Source organism: Sphingobium sp. HWE2-09 (assembly GCF_035989265.1).
GTDB lineage: Bacteria > Pseudomonadota > Alphaproteobacteria > Sphingomonadales > Sphingomonadaceae > Sphingobium.
In genome coordinates, this window is record NZ_JAYKZX010000001.1 from 71,462 (window position 1) to 91,454 (window position 19,993).

The window sequence follows — 19,993 nt, forward strand, 5'->3', positions numbered from 1 at the left end:
GGTCGGCTCCTACTTCGCTGTCTTGACGGCGACGGGCTTCACCACATCGTTGGGCTTCACCTTGTCCGTACCCTCCACGATCAGGCGGTCGCCGGTCTTGAGACCCGCGGTGATCAGCCATTTGTCGCCGATCGCCTGGGCTGCAGTGACGGTGCGGCGTTCGACCTTGTTCGCCTTGTTGACGATCAACACGGTCGCATTCCCCTTGGGATCGCGATTGATGCCCTGTTGCGGCGCGAGGATGGCGCCGGGCACCACGGATTGGGGCGCGACGACGCGCACGAACATGCCGGGCATCAACAGCCCATCGGGATTGGGGAAGCGCGCGCGCAACGTTACCGTACCGCTGTTGACGTCGACGATCGGCTCGGCAAACTCAATCCGGCCTTCCTGCGGATAGTCGGTGCCGTCGTCCAGTTTGAGACGAATGACCGCGCTGGCCGCCAATGTCTTGCCCGCGGCGAGCGACCGGCGCAGGGCCATGATCTGCGAGCTGGACTGCGTCACGTCGACATAGATGGGGTCGAGTTGCTGGATGGTCGTCAAGGGGTCGGTCTGGCTGGCGGTCACTAGCGCGCCGGGCGTAAACAGCGTACGGCCGATCCGGCCGCTGATCGGCGCACGCACCAGCGTGAATTCCAGGTTGACGTTGCTGGTCTGCAGGGTAGCGCGAGCCTGCTGCACCGCTGCGCTGGCCTGCCGCGCGGTGGCGATCACATCGTCGCGATCCTGCGCGCTGACGGCTTCGGTATCGCCAAGAGTGCGATAGCGCTGCGCCTTCGCCTGCGCCGCGACGGCGGTCGCCTGCGCACTTGCGAGGCTGGCCTGCGCTTCGTCCCGCGACGCGCGATACAGGCGAGGATCGATCTGGTAGAGCGGTTGACCGGCGCTGACCAACGATCCTTCGGTGAACAGGCGCTTCTTGATGAGGCCCGCCACCTGGGGCCGGACTTCCGACATCATGGTCGATACCGTCCGGCCAGGCAATTCGCTCGAAACGGTGGCGTTCTGGGCCGTGAGGGTAACCACGCCAACCTCTACCGGTCCTCTTTTGGGCGGCTTTTGCTGACCGCAGGCAGTCAACGCCATACAAAGAGCGATGGGTGCAACCGTCAGGCTGCGCACGGTAACGGCAATAGGCATGGTGCGACGCTTATCCTCAAACACGGGCCGAACTGGTCCTTGCGACGCCTGCCGAGGCATGGAGCAAACCGGACCGCACACACGAGGGGGAGGGGAGAGGGACGTGCGCATATGGTTCGGTCCACCGCATCGGCGCTCCAGCCATATTGGCAAGATCAGGCATCGCAAGGACTCCGTTGGCGTCGGCATAGGGGCCGACCGGCTCCTCATCGCGGCTTTGCCTGTCTTATGGTAGAGCGACTTACTTTCCGATTGCGACGATGCGTTGCACTGCGGCCTATATGCGTAACGCTTTGTATCAGCCTGTATCAAGCGCGAAGAAGCGCAGACTTTTCCCTTGTCGCACGCTAGGACGGGACATGGCCGATCCTTCATTCCTGCGTCCCGCCACGGTGCTGGTGGTCGATGACGATGCCGATATTCGCGACCTGATCCTGGGGCAGTTGCGGCAGGAAAATTATCGTCTGCTGGGCGCATCCAATCTGGCCGAATTGCGCCAGACGTTGCGCGACGAGGCGATCGACCTTATCGTGCTCGACCTTAATTTGCCCGATGGCGACGGTCTGTCGCTATGCCGCGAGTTGCGCGCGGACGGGTCGGACGTGCAGATCATCATGGTGACCGCGCGCAGCAGTGCGATCGACCGGGTGCTGGGGTTGGAACTGGGCGCGGACGACTATCTGACCAAGCCGTTCGAACCGCGGGAATTGCTGGTGCGTATCCGCAACCTGCTGCGCCGCGCCCGCAACAATTCAGCCGCGCGCGCCAGCGCCACCATGCGCTATGCCCATGTCGGGCCATGGCGGGTCGATCTGGTGCAGCGCCGACTGGTCGCGCCGGACGACCGGCTGGTGATGCTGTCATCCGCCGAGTTCCGGTTGCTCAGTCGCTTCATCGACGAACCCAATGTCGTGCTGGATCGCGAAACCTTGCTGCCCGAACGGCGCGCGACGGCCGCGTTCGATCGTTCGATCGATCTGCAGATCAGCCGGTTGCGGCATAAATTATCGACCCTGGCGGGCGGCGAAGACCTGATCCTGACGGTGCGGGGCGAAGGCTATGTCCTGGCCTGCACGGTGGATCATTCATGATCGGCAAGACGGCCCGGCGCGCGCTGGCCTTTTTCCGCTCGATGGCGGGGCAGATATTCCTGATCCTGACGCTGGGCATGTCGATCGCGGCGATCATCGCGCTTCTGGTGGCCGAACAGACACGGCAGCGTGATTTCGAGCGGGTGCGCCGCCAGCGCGTCGTCGCCAGCGCCACCGATATCATGGACCGGTTGCGGCATGATCCAACCCGCATCGAACCGATGCTGGCGGCGCGGCGCATCATGGGCGCCTATGTCGCGCCTGACGGGGTTGCGTTGACCGAACCGGACACGGCGATGGAGGAGATGCTGACGGATCGGCTTGGCGCTTCGACCGATCCGGAAGCCGGGCAAGTGCCGATCGGCCTTTGCTTTCCGCGGCCTTCGAACCTGGAGCAGAAGGCAGCCGGCCTGATCGGCGCGCCACGTCCGGACTGCTGGATCGTGCGCCTGACCGACATTTATGGGCAACGCCGATCGATGGCGCTCAGCTTTCCGCACATCGTCAAGCCGCAAAGTACGATATTCAACCCGCTCTATCTGATCGTCATCGTCGCCGCATCAGCCGGGCTGGCGATCCTGGTGGCGCGGATCGTGTCGAAACCATTGCGCCGGTTGGAACAGGCCGCCGAGGCCTTTTCCCTGTCGCTAGATCCCGAAGAAATACCCGAGCGCGGACCGGAGGAAGTGCGGGCTGCGCTATCCACCTTCAACCTGATGCAGCGCCGCGCCCGCGCTGGCTTTGCCGAAAGGACTCAGTTGCTCGCGGCGATCAGCCATGATCTGCAAACCCCGCTGACACGGTTGCGGCTGCGGCTGGAACTGGTGGATAATGAGGAGTTGCGTGCGCGTTTGTTGCAGGATCACCAAGCGATGCAGACGCTGGTGCGCGAAGGGCTTGACCTGGCCAGCAGCATCGAAGCGCGGGAGGAATGGTCTTCGCTCGATATCGATTCCCTGCTGACCAGCATGGCCGAGGATGCCGAGGATCTGGGCGCGCCGGTGCGCTTCGTCAGCGGTTGCGGCGGCACGGTGCGGGTCAAGCCCAACGCCCTGACGCGCTGCATCGCCAATCTGGTCGACAATGCCGTGAAATATGGCGGGAGCGCGGACATTAGTTGCGCGCGCGCGCATGGCCGCCTGCTCATTCATGTGCGCGATCATGGCCCAGGCATTCCCGCCGACCAACTCGACCAGATGTTCGAGCCTTTCACGCGCGGCGCCAGCAGTCAACCGGGCGGACGGCACGGCACTGGGATCGGCCTGACCATCAGCCGATCGCTGGCGATGAGTTTCGAGGGGTCGGTGCGGTTGCGCAATGCCGACGATGGCGGGTTGATCGCCACCATCGATATGAAAGCCTAGACCAGCAATCCTGCGACCGTCAGAGCCGCCGCGATCGGCACAGCTGCGCGCGTAAAGGCCGGGCGGTAGGTCATGCCCAGCAACAGCGCGCCCGCCAATAGCGGCAGCAGGCCGATCCAGGCGACCAACGCCATGCCAATGTCCCGCCAAAGAGCCAGGCTGAGCAGCGACAGACCAAACAGGGTCCACCCGGCCAGTTCCAGATGGGCGGTGAATGGCCTGCGTTGCCAGGCGTCAAGCAGGACCGGGCGGTGCCGTTGCATCCGGGCCACCAGCGCGAAGAGCGACAGATAGAGCAGGCCGATGGTCAGCATCATGCGGGGGCGACCCGGCGGCGGACGGGCGCGGGCGCGCTTCGCCGACATTGCTGCTTCCAGACCAGCAAGCCGAGCGAAACCGCTGTCGCCGTCAGCAGCATGTTGCCGGTCAGGACGACGGCATCGCCTGCCCAGATCGGCCCCAGGGCGGCGGCAAAGGCGCATGATGCCGCCAGCAGGCTTAGCAGGATCGGCCAGCCCAGCGCGGGCGGCAGGACCAGCCCCCCCAACAGCGCTGCGCCGGCACTATAGAGCGCGACCGACACTTCGGTTTCCGCACGCGCCGTCAGGCCCAGTGGCAGCAAACGGTTCGCGATCAGGAAAGCTGCCATGCCGATCGGCACGCCAGCCAGCCCCCCGACATTCAGCCGTTCCAGCAGCCGGTTGCCGATCGACAGCGGTGCGCGTTCGCGGCGTTTCACGATCCACAAGACCATCCCGCTCGCGATCGCCAGCGTCAGCATCGCGCCGCCCAGAAAATAGAGCCACCGGGTCACTATCGGCGCGAAATGCGCCATGTGCAGTCCATAGACGGTCTGGTAGGTGCGCACGGCTGCGCGATTTTCCGTCCAGGCCTTGATCAGCTTGCCGGTCGCGCCGTCGAAGCTGACTTCGGCAGGCAGGTTGCCGATCGCCCCGGTTTCAACGGGATAGACGGTCACCACCGCAGCGGCATCCCCCGGATTGAAGATATAGACCCGGCTGACTGCTGCACCCTGGAAATAGCGTTGCGCTTGTGTGAGCATCGGGCCGATCGGGGCCAGCGGCGCCTTGGTCCCGCTCGCTACCCGGCTGACCGCGCCGGGGGTCAGGTCGGTATAGAGCGTCGTGACATCGGTGCCATAGCCCGCCGCAATGCCCCAAGGCATGTTGAGCGATGCCAACGTCAGCAGCCCGGTAAAGGTGATCATGATATGGAAGGGCAGGGACAGGACACCCAGCGCATTATGGCCGTCGAGCCAGGACCGTTGGCCCTTGGCGGGGCGGAAGGTGAAGATATCCTTGAAGAAGCGCTTGTGCGCGATGATGCCGGTGACGATTGCCACCAGCATCAGCATCGCCGCCAGCGATGCCAGCAACCGGCCCCAGGGATAGGGGAGTTCCAGTTCGAAATGCAGGCGGTAGAAAAATTCGCCGCCCAGCGTGTCGCGCGGTACTGGTGCACCGCTGACCGGATCGAGCGCACGGCTAAGATAGGCGCCGCCGCTGTCATAGCTCGCCTCAACCACGTTGGACCGTCCATCGGGTGCGGAGAGATACCAGCCGGTCGATCCGGCCGTATGCGTCGATAGCCAGTCGGTCGCGGCGATGATGGCGCGCGCCGGATCGGCCTGTCCGCTAACCTCCGGCCGCATCCATCGACCGATTTCCGGCTTGAAGACGCTCAGCGTCCCGGCCAGGCACATGATGAAGAGAATATGGCCCAGCAGCAGTCCGGCCCAGCCATGCAGCCAAGCCATCGCCTGCCGCGTGCCGTCGCGCACCATGGCCGACGCTGCGCTCATATCGGCTGTCCCGCCATCCAAGCGATGCCGCCCAGCAGCAATGCCGCCAGTAGAACGCCCGCGACCGCACGCCATGGTCCGCGCGCCAGGAAGGCCCAGATGGTGACGGCGGGCGCGACGAGATAGGCGATCATCGTCGCGATCGTCACCGCCTCCACCCGCGCCATTGGCAAGGTGCGGGCCAGCGCCGCAGCGGCAAGCGCGGCGACGCCATAGGCGCCCGCCGTCCCGGCGATCGTGCGCAACGCGACATTGGCGCGATAGGGCCAACCGTGGCGCGCGTTACGGCGATTGGCGGGCACGGCCTTGCTCAATAGCCGATGCTCAGGGTTGCGACCGCGCTGCGCGGGGCGGCATGACCGGTCAACTTCCATATCAGGCTGGTGAAGCTGTACATGTCGATGGCGTAGCGCATATTATGATCGTCGCCGATATTGCGGGCGAGCTGGATGAAAGCGTTCAGGCCCAGCACGGCATGGCCTTTATATGCGACTGCACCGCTGTTGATATCGACGCGGATGTAGCGCTGCTAACTTCGACGAACGTGTCACCTTTTGAATCCAGACTAACCGTTCCGTCTGCCGGGCACATCGTCTGCACCGGCGGTGAAGCGGGGGCGCTGGTGCACATAGCGAGAGGTGTAAAAATCGACATCATATTCCTGGGGAAACAGGATAGCGCCATTATCCATCTCTTCACTGCGAGTCAATCGCATTAGCATTGCGTGAGGACGACGAGGGATTTTGTCAGAGGGAAATAACGTTCATGTCAGTGGACTGTGAGACAGCGAGTTGGACAGTTGCTCGCGGTTTCAACCATAACGTTAATTAACATAATATATATTATCGATTATTATTGTATACGTATTGATGTCTCGCGCGCAGGACGAAATTTAAAAATGGATATTGACTATTTAGTTCATTATTGTTCTTTATAGTCATAATATGGCGGCGTTGGTAGTGATCCGCCGACAAAGACAAAAAACGGGAGAAGATAATAAGCGCAGGCGCTTCGCCTATAAGGCTAATTCAAGCGTGTCAGCACATCATAAGTCCGGCCCGCCCTGCCCGCGTCGCAAAGAACGCGGCGGGTGAGATAGTATAATAGCAAAAATAGGGGAGAAAAAAATGAGAGGATTTCTGACAGCGACGGCGCTTGCGAGCATTTTCGTAAGCATACCGGCGCTTGCACAAAATAATAGCGCCACGGACGATAATGGCATCAGCGATATCATCGTGACGGCGCAACGCCGCGATGAAAATCTGCAAAAGTCGGCCTTGGCGGTCAGCGTCTTGGGTGGCGACAACCTGATACGGGCTGGCGTCAGTCAGGCGCAGGATTTGAGCAGGCTGGTGCCAGCGCTAAAACTATCCGCCGCCGGTGGAGGTGGCACGCAGATCACGATCCGGGGCATCGGCAGCTTCGTCGGCAATCCATTCGCCGAGCCTGGCGTCGCGATCAACCTGGACGGCGTCTATCTGCCCCGTTCGAGCGGTCCGACCGGCCTTTATTATGATCTGGAGCGCGTCGAAGTGCTCAAAGGGCCGCAGGGCACGCTATATGGACGCAATGCGACGGCAGGCGCGGTCAATATCATCACCCGCAAGCCGAAGGAGGAATGGCAGCTGCGCGCCAATCTGGACGCCGGTAATTATGGCAAGATGCGTGGCGAACTGGCGATCAACGTGCCTATCCGCGGTGTCGGAGGTGTGCGGGTCGCGGGCGTCGTGTCGCGGCAGGACGGCTATTTCAAGGACGGCTACGGCAACGACGACACCAACGCCGTGCGCGGCCAGTTTAATTATGATCAGGGTGGCCCCTTCACGCTATTGCTGAGCGCCGATTACGCCCATGTCGGCGGCAAAGGCGTCGGCGGCGTGTTCGCGGTTTCGGAGACGGGTTTCGTGTCCTCCGATCCCCGTCTGGGCGCCACGCTGGACGGGTCCAATGCTATCCTGCAAGCCGTATCCAATCAGATCAGCGGTGGGGCAAACCCCAATCTGCTGCCCCGGTTCAAGACCGACGGTTTTATCGATGTGACCAATTGGGGCGTCAGTGCGACCGCCAATTATGATTTCGGCAAGGCTGCGCTGACGGTCACGCCCGCTTATCGCAAGAATGAGAACCATTATCTCCACTATAATGCCGGTTACCCGGTCGGATCGGACGAATATAGCAAGGCGACATCGGTCGAGGCGCGACTGGCATCGACCGACAAGAGCGCCGCGCTCCAATGGCTGGTCGGGGGCTATTATTTCGACGAGGATCTGAATTTCGAACTGCGCCCCTATCAGGGTGTCGCCTATGGCGTGACGCGCCCGGTGCTAAACACGCGCAGCTATGCCGCGTTCGGCCAGCTGAGCTATGCGCTGGCCGACGCGCTGCGCGTGACCGGCGGATTGCGCTATACCGACGAAAAGAAGACGATGGACGGCGAATTGGGCTTTCAGAACCCTGCACGCGGGCCAGGCTTTCCAGTGAATTTCCTGCCGCTGACGGGACGGATCAGCGACAGCAGCCTGACATGGAAGGGCGGCGTGGAATTTGACGCGGGACCAGCTTCGCTCATCTACGCCAGCGTCGCGACCGGCTTCAAGGCGGGCGGTTTCTTCGCCTCGCAGCCGCCCAATACCGCCAAGCCGGAAAAGCTGATCGCGTACACGTTGGGCACCAAGAACCGCTTCTTTGGCAACAGCCTGCAAATCAATGCCGAAGCCTTCCTCTGGAAATATCGGGACAAACAGGTCACCCATATCGGACCGATCCAGCCTTTCGGATTCAATCTGATCACCGAAAATGCCGGTCGAGCGCAAGTCTATGGCATCGAGGCGGATATTATCTGGCAACCTAGTCCCAACGATCGCCTGTCCGCCAATGCGCAATATCTGCAATCCGAATATAAGGATTTCGTCTATACGCAGAGCACGGTCACCGGACCGCCACAGACGGCCTGCGCGATTTCACCCCTGTCGGCGACATCGGTCAGCGTGGATTGTAGCGGTCGCGAATTGCCGCGAGCGCCCAAATGGACGCTGAACCTTGCCTATCTACATAGCTTCGAGATCGGGACCGGTCATCTCGACGCGCTGGTCGGCACCCGGATCGAAAGCCGATCGGTCATCGGCGAAGAATATTTGGCGGGCCAATATCAGAAGGGCTATATGCTCTCGAACGCGAGCCTGACCTGGCGCGGCGCTGAAGATCGCTATTCGGTCAGCGTCTATATCGACAATATCGAGGATGAAGTCGTCAAGACCAGTTCCTTTGTACAGCCGGTCGTCGGCCTTCCGGTCGTGACGCTGGCTGCGCCGCGGACCTATGGCGTGCGGCTCGGCTTCGATTTCTGAGGATTGCGAATTGTACCGACGGACGACGCCGCTCCATCTGGCGGCGTCGTCCGGTTTTCTTTGGTCCAGTAATCCGCATGTATCAGGCCTTGCGGTCCAGCGCCGCGATCGGGTCGGCGGCGATGTCCGGGAAACTGTCCTTCAGCATGGCGCGCCAGTCGGCGGGCAGATCTTCGAACCGGCTGACCTTGCCGCCATTGCCGAACAGCGCCAGATGCCCCGCACGATCGCCCATCTTCAGCCAGGACGGCCAGCTGCGCACGTCATTGGCCTGGAGACGGGCGTTGACGGTGGGCACTGACGGGTCGAGCACGATGGAACTGGGACCGGACAGGGTGCTGACTTCGTTGAGCATCGATACCGAGCCGTCGGGCGCAGTCACGCGCGAATGCGAGCGATCGCGCAGGACGATTTCATTGCCCAGGGCGAACGCGCGGACGGGCGGATGCGTATGTTCGTACTTGGTGCCGTTCGGCAGGTTCGAAATCTGCACTTCATTGTCGCGCGTCACCAGCAATCGGTTCGGCCCCTGCGGCTTCACCACCACCGGCACCGTTTCCCCGGTCACCGGATTGCGCAGGCTGTCGAGGCGCTCGCCGGTGTTGACGTCGGTGCGGAAGCTGATTTCCAGGTCTATGAGGTCGAAACCGCCATCGGGCCGCTGCGTGACGCGGGAAATGGCGCCGAGGTTGATCGCATACATGGGGATCAGGTCACCGTCGATCACGGCCATATACGGCCCCTTGACCCAGGAAAACAGCAAGCCGCTATCGGTGCGATAGCGCAATTTGCGGTAGATCAACCGCGCATCTTCATCATTGTTCGGGTCCAGCATCCGCTTGGCTACAGCGCCCTGCGCAGGCGCGGCCGCGAGCGCGACCGCCCCCACGCCGAGCGCGAGCGCATGACGGCGATCCACCAGAGAGGCGGGCTTATTTTCCTGGTGCGGACTGGACATTGGACGAACCCCTTTTGATCATAAGAACGCGGCCCCCGGCCGCGCCCCTGAACAGGTCGCAGATCAATGAGCTTGGCGGGGATGAGACAAGGTCGGATGGCTTGCCCGAGCAATGTGGATCAAGGGACTATCCGACAAATGGAGAGAGGCGTGGAGCATTGCGGAATATATTGCTGGCATCCGGCCTGAACACTTATTCTTTTCTCCGCAGCGCGATCAGTGCTTTGGGCGTGGATGCAGGATGTCGCCAAGTGAGGGAATGACGGCCTTTGCAGCCCTTTATCGCTGGCAATCCCACGTCGGCCCTTCATCACTACCACATAGACGTTGGAGTATCGCAAGCCATGTATCCCACGATGGTCGAAATCGTCGAAGTGTCCGCACGCGACGGCCTGCAGAATGAGGATATGGTCTTTCCGACCGAGCGCAAGATCGCGCTGATCCGGCATATGATCGCCGCAGGCGCAAAGCGGCTGGAAGTCGCGAGTTTCGTGCGGGCCGATCGGGTGCCGCAGATGGCCGATGCCGAAGCGGTGATCGCCGGGCTGGGCGCGTTGCCGGACGAGGTCGTGACCATTGGCTTGGTGATGAACAAGCACGGGGCATTGCGCGCGCTGGACACGACGATCCGCCAGATCGGCGCGGTGTGCGTGGCGAGCGACAGCTTTGCGCAGCGCAATCAGGGGCAGACGTCGATGGAATTGGTGGACGTCGCGATCGACATCATCCGCCTCTCCCACAGCGCAGGCCGCAGCGCGCAGGTGACGATCGGCGCGGCCTTTGGCTGTCCGTTCGAGGGCGAAGTCGATCCCGACCATGTCGTCGCCATGGCGCGCCGTCTGGCCGAGGCGGACCCGAGCGAAATCGCGCTGGCCGACACGATCGGCGTCGCCGTGCCGCAGCATGTGTTCGACCTGGTGTCCCGGGTGCGCGAGGCGATCGCCCCCATCCCGGTGCGGGTTCACCTGCACAATACGCGCAACACCGGGATCGCCAATGGCTGGGCCGCGGTGCAGGCGGGCGCGGCGACGCTGGACAGCGCGGTGGGCGGCATTGGCGGCTGCCCCTTCGCGCCTGCCGCGACCGGCAATATCGCGACCGAAGATCTGCTTTACATGCTCGACCGATCCGGCGTGGCGACCGGGCTGGACCTCACCCGCACGATCGAGGCGGCGCAATGGCTTTCGACGCAGATGGAACGCACCCTGCCCGCAATGGTGAGCCGCGCCGGCCCCTTCCCCCGCCCTACCCTTTAAATCCCTATAATGACGAAAGACGGCATATGACGAACAATGGCGCCTTGGCTGGCATACGCGTGATCGAAATGGGGCAGTTGATCGCCGGTCCCTTTTGCGGCCAGTTGCTGGGCGACATGGGCGCGGAAGTCATCAAGGTCGAGCCGCCCAAGCAGGGCGATCCGATGCGCGTATGGGGCCATGGCGACGCCAAATTATGGTGGGAAGTGGTCGCGCGGAACAAGAAGTCCGTGTCGGCGAACCTGCGCATTCCCGAAGGCCAGGAAATCGTGCGGCGTCTGGCGGCGAGCGCCGACATATTGATCGAAAATTTCAAGCCCGGCACGCTGGAGAAATGGGGGCTTGGCCCCGACGCGCTACACGCCATCAACCCGCGCCTGATCATCGTGCGGGTGTCGGGCTATGGCCAGACCGGTCCCTATGCGTCGCGCGCCGGGTTTGGCGGGATCGGCGAGGCGATGGGCGGGTGGCGCTATATCGTGGGCGACGCGGACCGCGCGCCCAGTCGCATGGGCGTGTCGATCGGCGACAGCCTGGCCGCGACCTATGGCTGCATGGGCGCACTGGCGGCGCTGCATGCGCGCGAACGGACCGGCAAGGGGCAGGTCGTTGACAGCGCGCTTTATGAAGCGGTGTTGCAGGTCATGGAAAGCCTGGTCCCCGAATATATGGTGTCCAACCATGTTCGCCAGCGGACCGGATCGGTGCTGGAGGGCGTCGCGCCATCCAACGTCTATCCCTGCGTCGACGGCGAATATCTGATCGGCGCGAACCAGGATGCGATCTTCGGGCGGCTGTGTCAGGCGATGGGGCGGCCGGAACTGGCGAGCGATCCCCGCTACGCCACCCATGTCGCGCGTGGCGACCGGCAGCATGAACTGGACGCGTTGATCGCGGATTGGACGCGGACGCTCACCGTCGAGGATCTGGAAGCGCTGATGATCAAGCACAGCATTCCGGCGGGGAAAATCTATCGTGCGGCGGAGATGCTGGAAGATCCGCATTTCGCGGCGCGCGAGGCGTTGGTGGAGGTGGACAGCCCGCGTTGGGGTCCGTTCAAGATGCAGAACAGCTTCCCCAAATTCTCCGACACGCATGGCGGCATCCGCAGCCTGGCGCCGCAGGAAATCGGCCAGCATAATGATGAGGTCTATCGCGATCTGCTGGGTATGGACGATGCGGAGATTGCGCGGCTGAAGGCTGCCGACGCTATATAGTGGCAATGGTTGTTGATAAGCACCTTTAGCTTGGTGTTCCCCGGCGCAGGCCGGGGCCAGTCCCACGGTCAGAACTGGACCCCGACCTGCGCCGGGGAACGTCGGCTTCTAGGAAGGCAAGGTAACGGTATGAACGATCAAATGCCCATGCAGAGATATTTGATTTCCATATAGTCATCCAAGCCGTGGCTGGAGCCTTCGCGGCCCAAGCCCGATTGCTTCACCCCGCCGAACGGTGCGACTTCGGTGGAGATCAGCCCGGTGTTGATCCCGACGATCCCGGCCTCCAGCGCTTCAGCCACGCGCCAGACCCGCGACAGATCGCGGCTGTAGAAATAGCTGGCAAGGCCAAATTCGCTGTCGTTCGCCTGGGCGATCGCTTCGGCTTCGTCCGTGAAGCGGATGACGCCGGCCAACGGGCCGAATGTTTCCTCGCTCGCGATCTTCATGTCCGCGGTTACGCCCGACAGGACCGTAGGCGTGAAATATGTGCCGCCCAGCGGACTGCGGTCGCCACCGGCCACCACGGTCGCGCCCTTGGACAGCGCATCGGCGACATGTTCCTCCACCTTGGCGACGGCGGCGTCATCGATCAGCGGGCCGGTGTCGACGCCACCGTCCATGCCGTTGCCCAGCTTCAACGCGGTGGTGCGCTTCGCCAGCTTGGCGACGAAATCGTCATAGACGCCGTCCTGCACATAGAAGCGGTTGGTGCAGACGCAGGTCTGGCCTGCGTTGCGGAATTTGGACGCGATCGCGCCTTCGACGGCCGCATCGACGTCCGCATCATCGAACACCAGGAACGGCGCGTTGCCGCCCAGTTCCAGGCTGAGCTTCTTGATCGTGTCAGCCGACTGGCGCATCAGTTCGCGCCCGACTTCAGTCGATCCGGTAAAGCTGATCTTGCGCACGATCGGGCTGGCGGTCAGCGCGCCGCCGATCGCCCGGGCGCTGCCGGTCAACACATTGAACACGCCCTTGGGCACGCCTGCTTCTTCGGCCAGTGCCGCCAGTGCGAGCGCGGAAAAAGGCGTTTGCGATGCGGGTTTGAGGACCACGGTGCAACCGGCGGCCAGTGCCGGGCCGATCTTGCGGGTGATCATCGCGGCGGGGAAATTCCAAGGCGTGATCGCGCCGACGACGCCGATCGGCTGTTTCAGGCAGACGATGCGGCGATCGGCGGCATGGCCGGGAACGACATCGCCATAGGCGCGCTTGGCCTCTTCCGAAAACCATTCGATGAAGCTGGCGGCATAGGCGATTTCGCCCTTCGCTTCGGCCAGCGGCTTGCCCTGTTCGCGGGTCAGCAATTCGCCCAGCGCATCTTGGTTGGCCATCATCAGGTCGAAGAAGCGACGCAATATGGTCGAGCGATCCTTGGCTGTGCGCGCCGCCCATGCGGGCATCGCGGCCTGCGCGGCGGCGATGGCGCGATCGGTTTCGGCCGCGCCCATGTTGGGCACCGTGCCGATCTGTTCGCCGGTCGCCGGGTTGGTGACGGCCAGCGTGCTGCCATCGTCGGCTGCAACCCATGCGCCGTCGATATAGGCGGATTGTTTCAGGAAATCGGTGAAGGGCATGGGATCATCCTGTGCAGGCTCATGGAAAGACGCAGCGACCAAGTCGCCTTGCGCCGCTTAACGATCGAAGGTCGCGGCCGGGTTCAGCGAAACAGCAGCGGCGCAAATTCGTGGAGATAATCGCGCCAGTTGGGCCAGTCATGGCCGCCGCCGCTTTCGCGATAGAGGTAGCGGATATGATAATCGTCCATCAGCTGTCGCGTCGGCGCGGACATGGCGTAGAGAAAATCGTCGCGCCCGAAGCCGTAAAAGACCGGCGCATTTATCTTGGCGCGGGCTTTCAGTGCAGCATCATGGGCTGCGCGATAGGCGTCAATCTGCGCGCCCTGGGTCAGACCGATGCTGAAGATGCCGATCGGCCCGAACAGGTCGGGGCGCGCCAGCCCGAAATGGATCGTATGCGCGCCGCCCATCGATAGCCCGGCCATCGCCCGGTGCGCCGACCCTTTCAAGGTCCGGAAATGGGCATCGATATAGGGAATCAGCCTATCGGCCAGATCCGCGCCAAAATCGGTATTGCGCATCCGCTCCACGCCATCGCGGGCGGGCGTGTGACCGAACGGCATGACGATGATCATCGGCTTCGCCTTGCCCGCCGCGATCAGATTGTCGAGGATCAGATGCGCATGGCCGATGGATGTCCAGCTATCGTCGCTGTCGCCCGCGCCATGGACCAGATAGAGGACGGGATAGCGCTTGCCCCCTGCCCCTTCATAGCCCGGCGGCGTATAAACATGGGCGCGGCGCATGATGCCCAGCGCGTCTGAGCGGTAATCGATGGTTGAGACGAGGCCGTGCGGCACGTCGGCGCGCCAGCTTTGAAACGCGGCCTCCTCGCCCGGCACCTCCAGCACGGATCGGACGCCGCGAAAACTCTCGCTGAACTGCATCCCCTGCGGATCGGCCATATCGACGCCGTCGACGTTGAAAGCGAAGCGGTAGGGGCCGGGCTTAACCGGCGTATCGATCCGGGCGGTCCAATAGCCCTGCGCATCCCTGGTGATCGGCAGGCCCGCAGCTTTGCCATCCAGACCGTTGGGCACCATGGGCAGTTCGCTGCTGCTCAGCTTCACACTCTGGGCGCGGGGGGCGCACAGGCGGAACAGGATATGGCGGTCGGCGCCGACCTCCACCGACTCATATTCGAGCCGACGCTGGAGCGCGGTGGTTTCGACGCACGCAGGTGGGGGCGCGGCCTGCGCGATGGCAGGAACCAGAGCGAACAAGGCCGCGACCATTGGCAAGCGCATCGATCAGAAACCCGCGGGTTCGGGATCGATCACCGCCGGGGCGGGCTGACGTCCGCCCAGCGTGTAGAACCAGATGCACAGCGCGTTCAGCAGGAACAGCGCCACCGGAATGAGCGCGTAGCAGATATAGAGGGCGTGGACCGCTGACTGAGGCTGCTCGACCAGCGCGCCATTGCGGGTCGGCACATAGTTTGCGACCTTGAGGTAGATGCCGACCACTGCGACGCCGCCTGCAAAGGCGATCTTTTCAATCATCGCGATGACGCTCGACAGCAGCCCTTCACGCCCCTGCCCCGTCAGTTCGCGGTCATAGGCCATGGTGTCGCCCAGCATCGATATCGACAGCAGGATCATGCCGCCCGATCCGAACCCGAATATCACGCCACGGGTCAGCAGTTCGGCGGTCGACACATCCTTGCCCGTGACCAGCCAGCTGAGCGAAACCGCGCACATGACGGCGATGCCGAGCAGATAGGCGTTGCGCTTGCCAAAGCGGCGTTCCAGCCAGAGCCACAGCGGCATGGACGCGGCCACCACCAGGTTGGCGCTCATCGAATAGATCATCTGCCCGGTATAGCCGACGCCCAGAACGTTGAGCATGAACAGCAGTGTCGTCGTCGCCGTGCTGGCGAAGGCGAGGAACTGGAAAATCTTGGCGCCGACCAGCAGCATGAAGGGCCGGTTGCGCAGCAGCAGGCGGATTTGTCCGGCATCGGCGTGGATTTCGGGCCGTGTCGCTTCCAGTTGGCGCGCCTTTGCCGTGCCGAAGAAGCAGGTCAACATGGCCGAGAAGATGATGAGCGCCATCACCACACCCATCACCATATAGCCGGTGCGGCCGCCGCCGCCCGCCGAAATGATGCTGGCGGTCGCGGCCACGGCTAGCAATTGACCGATCGACACGAATACAGTGCGGAAGGAGAGAAGCCGCGACCGTTCATAACGCGATGCCGTCATTTCCGACGGCATCGTCATATAGGGCACGTTGAACAGCGTGTAGCCGGTCGAATAGAGCACCAGCGCCGCCAGCATATAGAGGGTGATGGCGCTGTCGCTCATTTCGGGCGGCGCGAAGATCATCAGGAACGACAGGGCGGACACCAAAGCGCCTGCGAGCAGATAGGGGCGGCGACGTCCCCAGCGGCTGCGCGTGCGATCGCTCATCATGCCGACCGCAATGTCCGCCAGCACGTCGTACAGTTTGGAGATCATCAGCAGATAGCCGGCAATTTCCGGCGACTTGCCAAGGACCGTCGAACAGAAGGCCGGGAAATAGGCCGTCACGGTATTGAGCATGATCGACACGCCGACCGTGCCGACGCCAAAGCCCAGGCAAAGTTTCACCGGCAGCCGGTCCGCCGCTGCCCCGTTCATGGTAGCGTTGGTCATCGTGGATCTCCCGGAGAGGATGAAAGGGTCACAGCCGCGCGATGGATGGCGCGACGTATGCGGGGATAGGTGCCGCAGCGGCAAATATTGGTGATTTGTTCGTCAATGTCGGCATCGGTCGGCTTGGGCGTCGTCGCCAGCATCGCCGCGACGGCCATGACCATGCCGGGCTGGCAATAGCCGCATTGCGGCACCTGCTCGGCGACCCAGGCGGCTTGCACGGCATGGTCGCCGGGCGTCGGAGCCAGCCCTTCGATCGTGGTGATCTTCGCTTCGCCGATGTCGCCCACGCCGACCGAACAGCTGCGCACGGCAATGCCATCGGCATGGACGGTGCACGCGCCGCAGATGCCGACGCCGCAACCGAATTTCGTACCTTTGAGGCCAACCTCGTCCCGGATTGCCCATAGCAATGGCGTGTCCGCCGGAACATCGATCTCGCGCGCGACGCCGTTGACGGTCAGGGTGATGCTCATGGCAGGTCCATCGCGATGCGCAGGCCGAACAACTGGCTCACCCGATCGACCGGATCGCGCCCCCGGAAGGTCGGGCGGGCGCGGGTGACGTTGGTCGCCCAGCTCGCGCCGCGCACCGAACGCCGATCGCAGGTGCCCGCTTCATAGGGCCGTTCGTCCACCGCCGCCGCCGGATAGGGCATGACATAGCAGTCCTGCGTCCAGGTCCACACATTGCCGATCATGTCGCGAATGCCAAAGGCGTTGGGCGCGAAGCTGCCGACGGGCGCCAACGTGGCATAGCCATCGGAGCAGCTATTGGCCTTGCCCTCCACCACGGCGCTGGGCGCGGCGCTGGCGTCGAGCAGGTTGGCGTAGCGGCAGGCGTCCGCTGGATTGTCACCCCAGGGATAGAGCGACTTCGCGCCCGCGCGCGCCGCATATTCCCATTCCGCTTCGCTCAACAGGCGATAGGGCTTGCCCGTCTTCTTCGCGATCCATGCGACATAGGCAGTCGCGTCGCGCCAGTCGATGCAGACCACTGGATCATTGGCACGCGGCTTGCGCCCCAGCGCGGGATCGGCCCAGCCTACCCCCTTCGCCACGGCATAGGTGCCATCGCGCGGCAGGATGCAGTCGGTCGCCGCCTTATGCCCCGTCGCCTTCACGAAGGCCGCGAACTGGGCATAAGTGACAGGCACCACGCCGATGGCGAAACCCTTGCGGATCGTCACCTCATGCACCGGGCCTTCATAGCGTTCCGGTTCGCCGCCATCTGCGCCCATAGTGAAACGGCCGGGCGCGACCACGACCATTTGCGAACAGTCGGCGCAATCACGGAAGGTCGTTCCGGGTTTGGGCGTGGCGGGCTTAGCCGATGCGGTTTGGGCCGACACCAGCCCCGACAGGGCCAGAAGGGAAAGGGCCAGAAACTTCATGCAGTCACCTCGAAACCGGCGTCGATGATCGGGAGGGCGCGGATGCGGCGGCCCGTTGCGGCATGGATCGCGCTGCACAAGGCAGGCGCGATGGCGGGGACGCCCGCTTCGCCGACGCCGCCGACCGGCGCGTCGCTGGAAACCAGATGCACCTCGATGCGGGGGGCGGAGCGCATCAGGAGGACGGGATAGTCGCCGAAGCTGCCCTCGACCACTGCGCCGTCCTTAAGCGTAATCTTGCCGAACAAAGCGGCCGACAGGCCGAAGATCGCCGCGCCTTCCAATTGCGAGACGATATTGTCGGGTGCGATCTGCTGTCCGCAATCGAAGGCGCAAACGATGCGATCGACGCGCAGCGCCTTGCCCTCCACCGCGACCTCAACCACCATGGCGCAGCGCGATCCCCAGCCGGTGGCGAGCGCGATGCCGCGCCCATGACCCTTGGGCATCGGCTTGCCCCAGCCTGCCTTTTCGCCGACCTGTTGCAGGACCGCGCGGGTGCGGGGATCGTCCTTCGCAATAGCGAGGCGATATTCGAGCGGATCGCGCTTCAGCTTCGCGGCGATCTCATCAATGATCGCTTCGGAGAAGAAGCCGTTCTGCGATCCCGAGACGGATCGCCAGTAGCCGGTGCGGACCGGCCCGTCGATCTCCACCGCATCGATCCGCTGCGCGCCAAGCGCGTAGTCGGGCGACAACAACCCGCCCGCGACCGCGCCGTCGGCAAGGCCGGGGAAGCGGAATTGCGACATGGTCGACAAGGGCTGGCCGGAGATACGGCCGCGCATGGCCGTGATGCTGCCATCGGCTGCGACGCCTGCGGTCAGCCGCGCGGCGAAACCGGGCCGGTAGAAATCGTTGCGCATATCTTCGTCGCGCGGCCAGATCAGCATGACCGGGCGTCCTGGCACTGCCATGGCGAGGCGCACGGCCTGATGCACGAAGTCGCGCTCATTCTTACGCCCGAAGCCGCCGCCTAAATAGGTGCGGTTGACCATGATCGCCTCAGCAGGCAGGCCGGTAATCTTCGCCAGTTCGGGTGCGACGACATCGGCGCACTGGAGCGGTCCCCATATCTCGCAGGAATCGCCCTGCACCAGCGCGGTGCAGCAAAGCGGCTCCATCGTCGCATGGGCGAGATAGGGGACTTCGTAGGTCGCTTCGACCTTGACCGACGCGGCGGCCAGCATGTTGTCGATCGTGTCAGCACTGGCGCCCATGTCGGGCTTTTGCCCGTCAAACGCGATCGGGAAAGGCAGCCAGCCATCGCTGCGATCAAGGCCCGCAACGATCCGCTGGCGCAACGTCGCACTATCGATGCGGGGGCCGGGCTGCGCGGACAGGTCCAGCGCCAGTGCGCCTTTTTGCGCCTGCCAATAGCGATCCGCGACGACGCCTACCGCATTGCCGACCGGCACGACCTTGCGCACGCCCGGCACGGCCAGGGCAGGTTCGGGCGCCACCGGACCCAGGGTGCCGCCAGCGACGGGCACGTGGCGGATGGCGGCGTAGAGCATGTCCGGCAGGACCAGGTCCATGCCGAACAGCGCCGTGCCATCGACCTTGGCCGGGATATCCTTGCGCGGGAAATTCTGGCCGATCAGCCGGAAGCCCTTGCGGTCCTTGAGCGGGACGGACGTGGGCACGGGGATTTTGGCGGCATCGACGGCGACATCGCCATAGACCATGGTCCGACCGCTGGCAGCATGGGTCAGCCGCCCATCCTGCGTCGTGATCGTACCCGGATCGACGCTCCATCGCGCGGCCGCGGCGGCGACCAGCATTGCGCGGGCGCTGGCCCCGACCTGCCGCAGCACATCATAATAGCCGGTGACGGCATCGCTATTGGCGCTGCGTTGCCGCTTGTTCTTCGCGGCAAAGGCGCTGCTGGCGCCTGATAGCCGCACGGTGACGCGGCTCCAGTCTGCGTCCAGTTCCTCCGCCACGATACGCGGCAGGGCGTCGGCGACCCCCTGCCCCATTTCGGCGCCAGGCGTCACAATCTCGACAGCGCCGTCAGGCGATATCGTCACATAAGCATTGAGCCTGGCGTCCGGCGTCTGCGCGCCCGCCTTGTCCGGGACACCCAGCGCCGCGCCGACGGCGAGGCCGCCGCCAAGCGCCAGGAACCCCCGGCGATTGAGGGAAATCACTCGATCGGCGGGCAAGGCGTCGCGCATCGG

At 63.6% G+C, this 19,993-nt stretch carries 18 protein-coding genes; 5 read left to right on the forward strand and 13 right to left on the reverse strand.

Annotation, left to right across the window (positions count from 1 at the left end):
* Window positions 1-9 precede the first annotated feature (9 nt).
* Window positions 10-1,143 carry an efflux RND transporter periplasmic adaptor subunit gene (locus tag U5A89_RS00295; RefSeq protein ID WP_338159230.1) on the reverse strand — a complete coding sequence of 378 codons (1,134 nt, stop codon included), beginning with the start codon at window positions 1,141-1,143 and terminating at the stop codon, window positions 10-12.
* A 359-nt stretch (window positions 1,144-1,502) separates the two neighbouring features.
* On the opposite strand from U5A89_RS00295, the gene U5A89_RS00300 reads away from it, so the two are divergent.
* Entirely contained in the window at window positions 1,503-2,234 is a 732-nt protein-coding gene (locus U5A89_RS00300) for a response regulator transcription factor (RefSeq protein ID WP_338159231.1), read from the forward strand.
* Window positions 2,231-3,598 carry an ATP-binding protein gene (locus U5A89_RS00305; protein ID WP_338159232.1) on the forward strand — a complete coding sequence of 456 codons (1,368 nt, stop codon included), beginning with the start codon at window positions 2,231-2,233 and terminating at the stop codon, window positions 3,596-3,598. Before U5A89_RS00300 ends, U5A89_RS00305 begins: the two co-directional genes overlap by 4 nt.
* Here U5A89_RS00305 and U5A89_RS00310 read toward each other — a convergent pair.
* From U5A89_RS00310 to U5A89_RS00330, 5 genes are all read right to left on the reverse strand, one after another.
* Complete coding sequence (locus U5A89_RS00310) at window positions 3,595-3,963, reverse strand: DUF3325 family protein (RefSeq protein WP_338159233.1); 369 nt, start codon at window positions 3,961-3,963, stop codon at window positions 3,595-3,597. The two genes, U5A89_RS00305 and U5A89_RS00310, sit on opposite strands and share 4 nt — an antisense overlap.
* On the reverse strand, window positions 3,912-5,420 hold the full coding sequence (locus U5A89_RS00315) for a PepSY-associated TM helix domain-containing protein (protein ID WP_338159234.1): 1,509 nt from the start codon (window positions 5,418-5,420) through the stop codon (window positions 3,912-3,914). The genes U5A89_RS00310 and U5A89_RS00315 overlap by 52 nt, the downstream gene beginning before the upstream one ends.
* Complete coding sequence (locus U5A89_RS00320) at window positions 5,417-5,722, reverse strand: ketohydroxyglutarate aldolase (RefSeq protein WP_338159235.1); 306 nt, start codon at window positions 5,720-5,722, stop codon at window positions 5,417-5,419. Before U5A89_RS00320 ends, U5A89_RS00315 begins: the two co-directional genes overlap by 4 nt.
* A gap of 8 nt (window positions 5,723-5,730) precedes the next feature.
* Window positions 5,731-5,892, reverse strand: coding sequence for a hypothetical protein (locus tag U5A89_RS00325; RefSeq protein ID WP_338159236.1), 162 nt, complete (start codon window positions 5,890-5,892; stop codon window positions 5,731-5,733).
* Between the two features lie 93 nt (window positions 5,893-5,985).
* Window positions 5,986-6,135: a hypothetical protein gene (locus U5A89_RS00330; protein ID WP_338159237.1), complete on the reverse strand. Its 150-nt coding sequence runs from the start codon at window positions 6,133-6,135 to the stop codon at window positions 5,986-5,988.
* Window positions 6,136-6,547: 412 nt separating this feature from the next.
* Between U5A89_RS00330 and U5A89_RS00335 the strand changes: the two genes are divergently transcribed.
* Window positions 6,548-8,767, forward strand: coding sequence for a TonB-dependent receptor (locus tag U5A89_RS00335; RefSeq protein ID WP_338159238.1), 2,220 nt, complete (start codon window positions 6,548-6,550; stop codon window positions 8,765-8,767).
* A gap of 82 nt (window positions 8,768-8,849) precedes the next feature.
* On the opposite strand, the gene U5A89_RS00340 is transcribed toward U5A89_RS00335, so the two are convergent.
* Window positions 8,850-9,725 (reverse strand): DUF1838 family protein, encoded by an 876-nt coding sequence (locus U5A89_RS00340; RefSeq protein ID WP_338159239.1) that lies wholly within the window; start codon window positions 9,723-9,725, stop codon window positions 8,850-8,852.
* Between the two features lie 344 nt (window positions 9,726-10,069).
* Here U5A89_RS00340 and U5A89_RS00345 point away from each other — a divergent pair, with 344 nt between their 5' ends.
* Both U5A89_RS00345 and U5A89_RS00350 read left to right on the forward strand, forming a co-directional pair.
* Window positions 10,070-10,981, forward strand: coding sequence for a hydroxymethylglutaryl-CoA lyase (locus U5A89_RS00345; protein ID WP_338159240.1), 912 nt, complete (start codon window positions 10,070-10,072; stop codon window positions 10,979-10,981).
* Between the two features lie 26 nt (window positions 10,982-11,007).
* Window positions 11,008-12,198 carry a CaiB/BaiF CoA transferase family protein gene (locus U5A89_RS00350; RefSeq protein WP_338159241.1) on the forward strand — a complete coding sequence of 397 codons (1,191 nt, stop codon included), beginning with the start codon at window positions 11,008-11,010 and terminating at the stop codon, window positions 12,196-12,198.
* A 137-nt stretch (window positions 12,199-12,335) separates the two neighbouring features.
* On the opposite strand, the gene U5A89_RS00355 is transcribed toward U5A89_RS00350, so the two are convergent.
* The 6 genes from U5A89_RS00355 to U5A89_RS00380 all read right to left on the reverse strand — a co-directional run bounded on the left by U5A89_RS00355 (window position 12,336) and on the right by U5A89_RS00380 (window position 19,990).
* Window positions 12,336-13,778, reverse strand: coding sequence for an NAD-dependent succinate-semialdehyde dehydrogenase (locus U5A89_RS00355; protein ID WP_338159242.1), 1,443 nt, complete (start codon window positions 13,776-13,778; stop codon window positions 12,336-12,338).
* Window positions 13,779-13,861: 83 nt separating this feature from the next.
* The gene (locus U5A89_RS00360) at window positions 13,862-15,004 is read right to left on the reverse strand and encodes an alpha/beta hydrolase-fold protein (RefSeq protein WP_338159243.1); all 1,143 of its coding nucleotides are present in this window, start codon (window positions 15,002-15,004) and stop codon (window positions 13,862-13,864) included.
* 27 nt (window positions 15,005-15,031) lie between these two features.
* Window positions 15,032-16,417 (reverse strand): MFS transporter, encoded by a 1,386-nt coding sequence (locus U5A89_RS00365; protein ID WP_338159244.1) that lies wholly within the window; start codon window positions 16,415-16,417, stop codon window positions 15,032-15,034.
* Window positions 16,414-16,893 carry a (2Fe-2S)-binding protein gene (locus tag U5A89_RS00370; RefSeq protein WP_338159245.1) on the reverse strand — a complete coding sequence of 160 codons (480 nt, stop codon included), beginning with the start codon at window positions 16,891-16,893 and terminating at the stop codon, window positions 16,414-16,416. The genes U5A89_RS00365 and U5A89_RS00370 overlap by 4 nt, the downstream gene beginning before the upstream one ends.
* Window positions 16,890-17,810, reverse strand: a complete 921-nt coding sequence (locus U5A89_RS00375) for a formylglycine-generating enzyme family protein (RefSeq protein WP_338159246.1) — start codon at window positions 17,808-17,810, stop codon at window positions 16,890-16,892. The genes U5A89_RS00370 and U5A89_RS00375 overlap by 4 nt, the downstream gene beginning before the upstream one ends.
* Window positions 17,807-19,990: a xanthine dehydrogenase family protein molybdopterin-binding subunit gene (locus U5A89_RS00380; RefSeq protein ID WP_338159247.1), complete on the reverse strand. Its 2,184-nt coding sequence runs from the start codon at window positions 19,988-19,990 to the stop codon at window positions 17,807-17,809. Before U5A89_RS00380 ends, U5A89_RS00375 begins: the two co-directional genes overlap by 4 nt.
* Between the last annotated feature and the right edge of the window lie 3 nt (window positions 19,991-19,993).

Excerpts from the sequence above, each read along its gene's own strand:
- U5A89_RS00295 (WP_338159230.1), bottom strand. The coding sequence starts at position 1,143 with ATGCCTATTGCCGTTACCGTGCGCAGCCTGACGGTTGCACCCATCGCT.
- U5A89_RS00300 (WP_338159231.1), top strand. The coding sequence starts at position 1,503 with ATGGCCGATCCTTCATTCCTGCGTCCCGCCACGGTGCTGGTGGTCGAT.
- U5A89_RS00305 (WP_338159232.1), top strand. The coding sequence starts at position 2,231 with ATGATCGGCAAGACGGCCCGGCGCGCGCTGGCCTTTTTCCGCTCGATG.
- U5A89_RS00310 (WP_338159233.1), bottom strand. The coding sequence starts at position 3,963 with ATGTCGGCGAAGCGCGCCCGCGCCCGTCCGCCGCCGGGTCGCCCCCGC.
- U5A89_RS00315 (WP_338159234.1), bottom strand. The coding sequence starts at position 5,420 with ATGAGCGCAGCGTCGGCCATGGTGCGCGACGGCACGCGGCAGGCGATG.
- U5A89_RS00330 (WP_338159237.1), bottom strand. The coding sequence starts at position 6,135 with ATGCGATTGACTCGCAGTGAAGAGATGGATAATGGCGCTATCCTGTTT.
- U5A89_RS00335 (WP_338159238.1), top strand. The coding sequence starts at position 6,548 with ATGAGAGGATTTCTGACAGCGACGGCGCTTGCGAGCATTTTCGTAAGC.
- U5A89_RS00340 (WP_338159239.1), bottom strand. The coding sequence starts at position 9,725 with ATGTCCAGTCCGCACCAGGAAAATAAGCCCGCCTCTCTGGTGGATCGC.
- U5A89_RS00345 (WP_338159240.1), top strand. The coding sequence starts at position 10,070 with ATGTATCCCACGATGGTCGAAATCGTCGAAGTGTCCGCACGCGACGGC.
- U5A89_RS00350 (WP_338159241.1), top strand. The coding sequence starts at position 11,008 with ATGACGAACAATGGCGCCTTGGCTGGCATACGCGTGATCGAAATGGGG.
- U5A89_RS00355 (WP_338159242.1), bottom strand. The coding sequence starts at position 13,778 with ATGCCCTTCACCGATTTCCTGAAACAATCCGCCTATATCGACGGCGCA.
- U5A89_RS00365 (WP_338159244.1), bottom strand. The coding sequence starts at position 16,417 with ATGACCAACGCTACCATGAACGGGGCAGCGGCGGACCGGCTGCCGGTG.
- U5A89_RS00370 (WP_338159245.1), bottom strand. The coding sequence starts at position 16,893 with ATGAGCATCACCCTGACCGTCAACGGCGTCGCGCGCGAGATCGATGTT.
- U5A89_RS00375 (WP_338159246.1), bottom strand. The coding sequence starts at position 17,810 with ATGAAGTTTCTGGCCCTTTCCCTTCTGGCCCTGTCGGGGCTGGTGTCG.
- U5A89_RS00380 (WP_338159247.1), bottom strand. The coding sequence starts at position 19,990 with ATGCGCGACGCCTTGCCCGCCGATCGAGTGATTTCCCTCAATCGCCGG.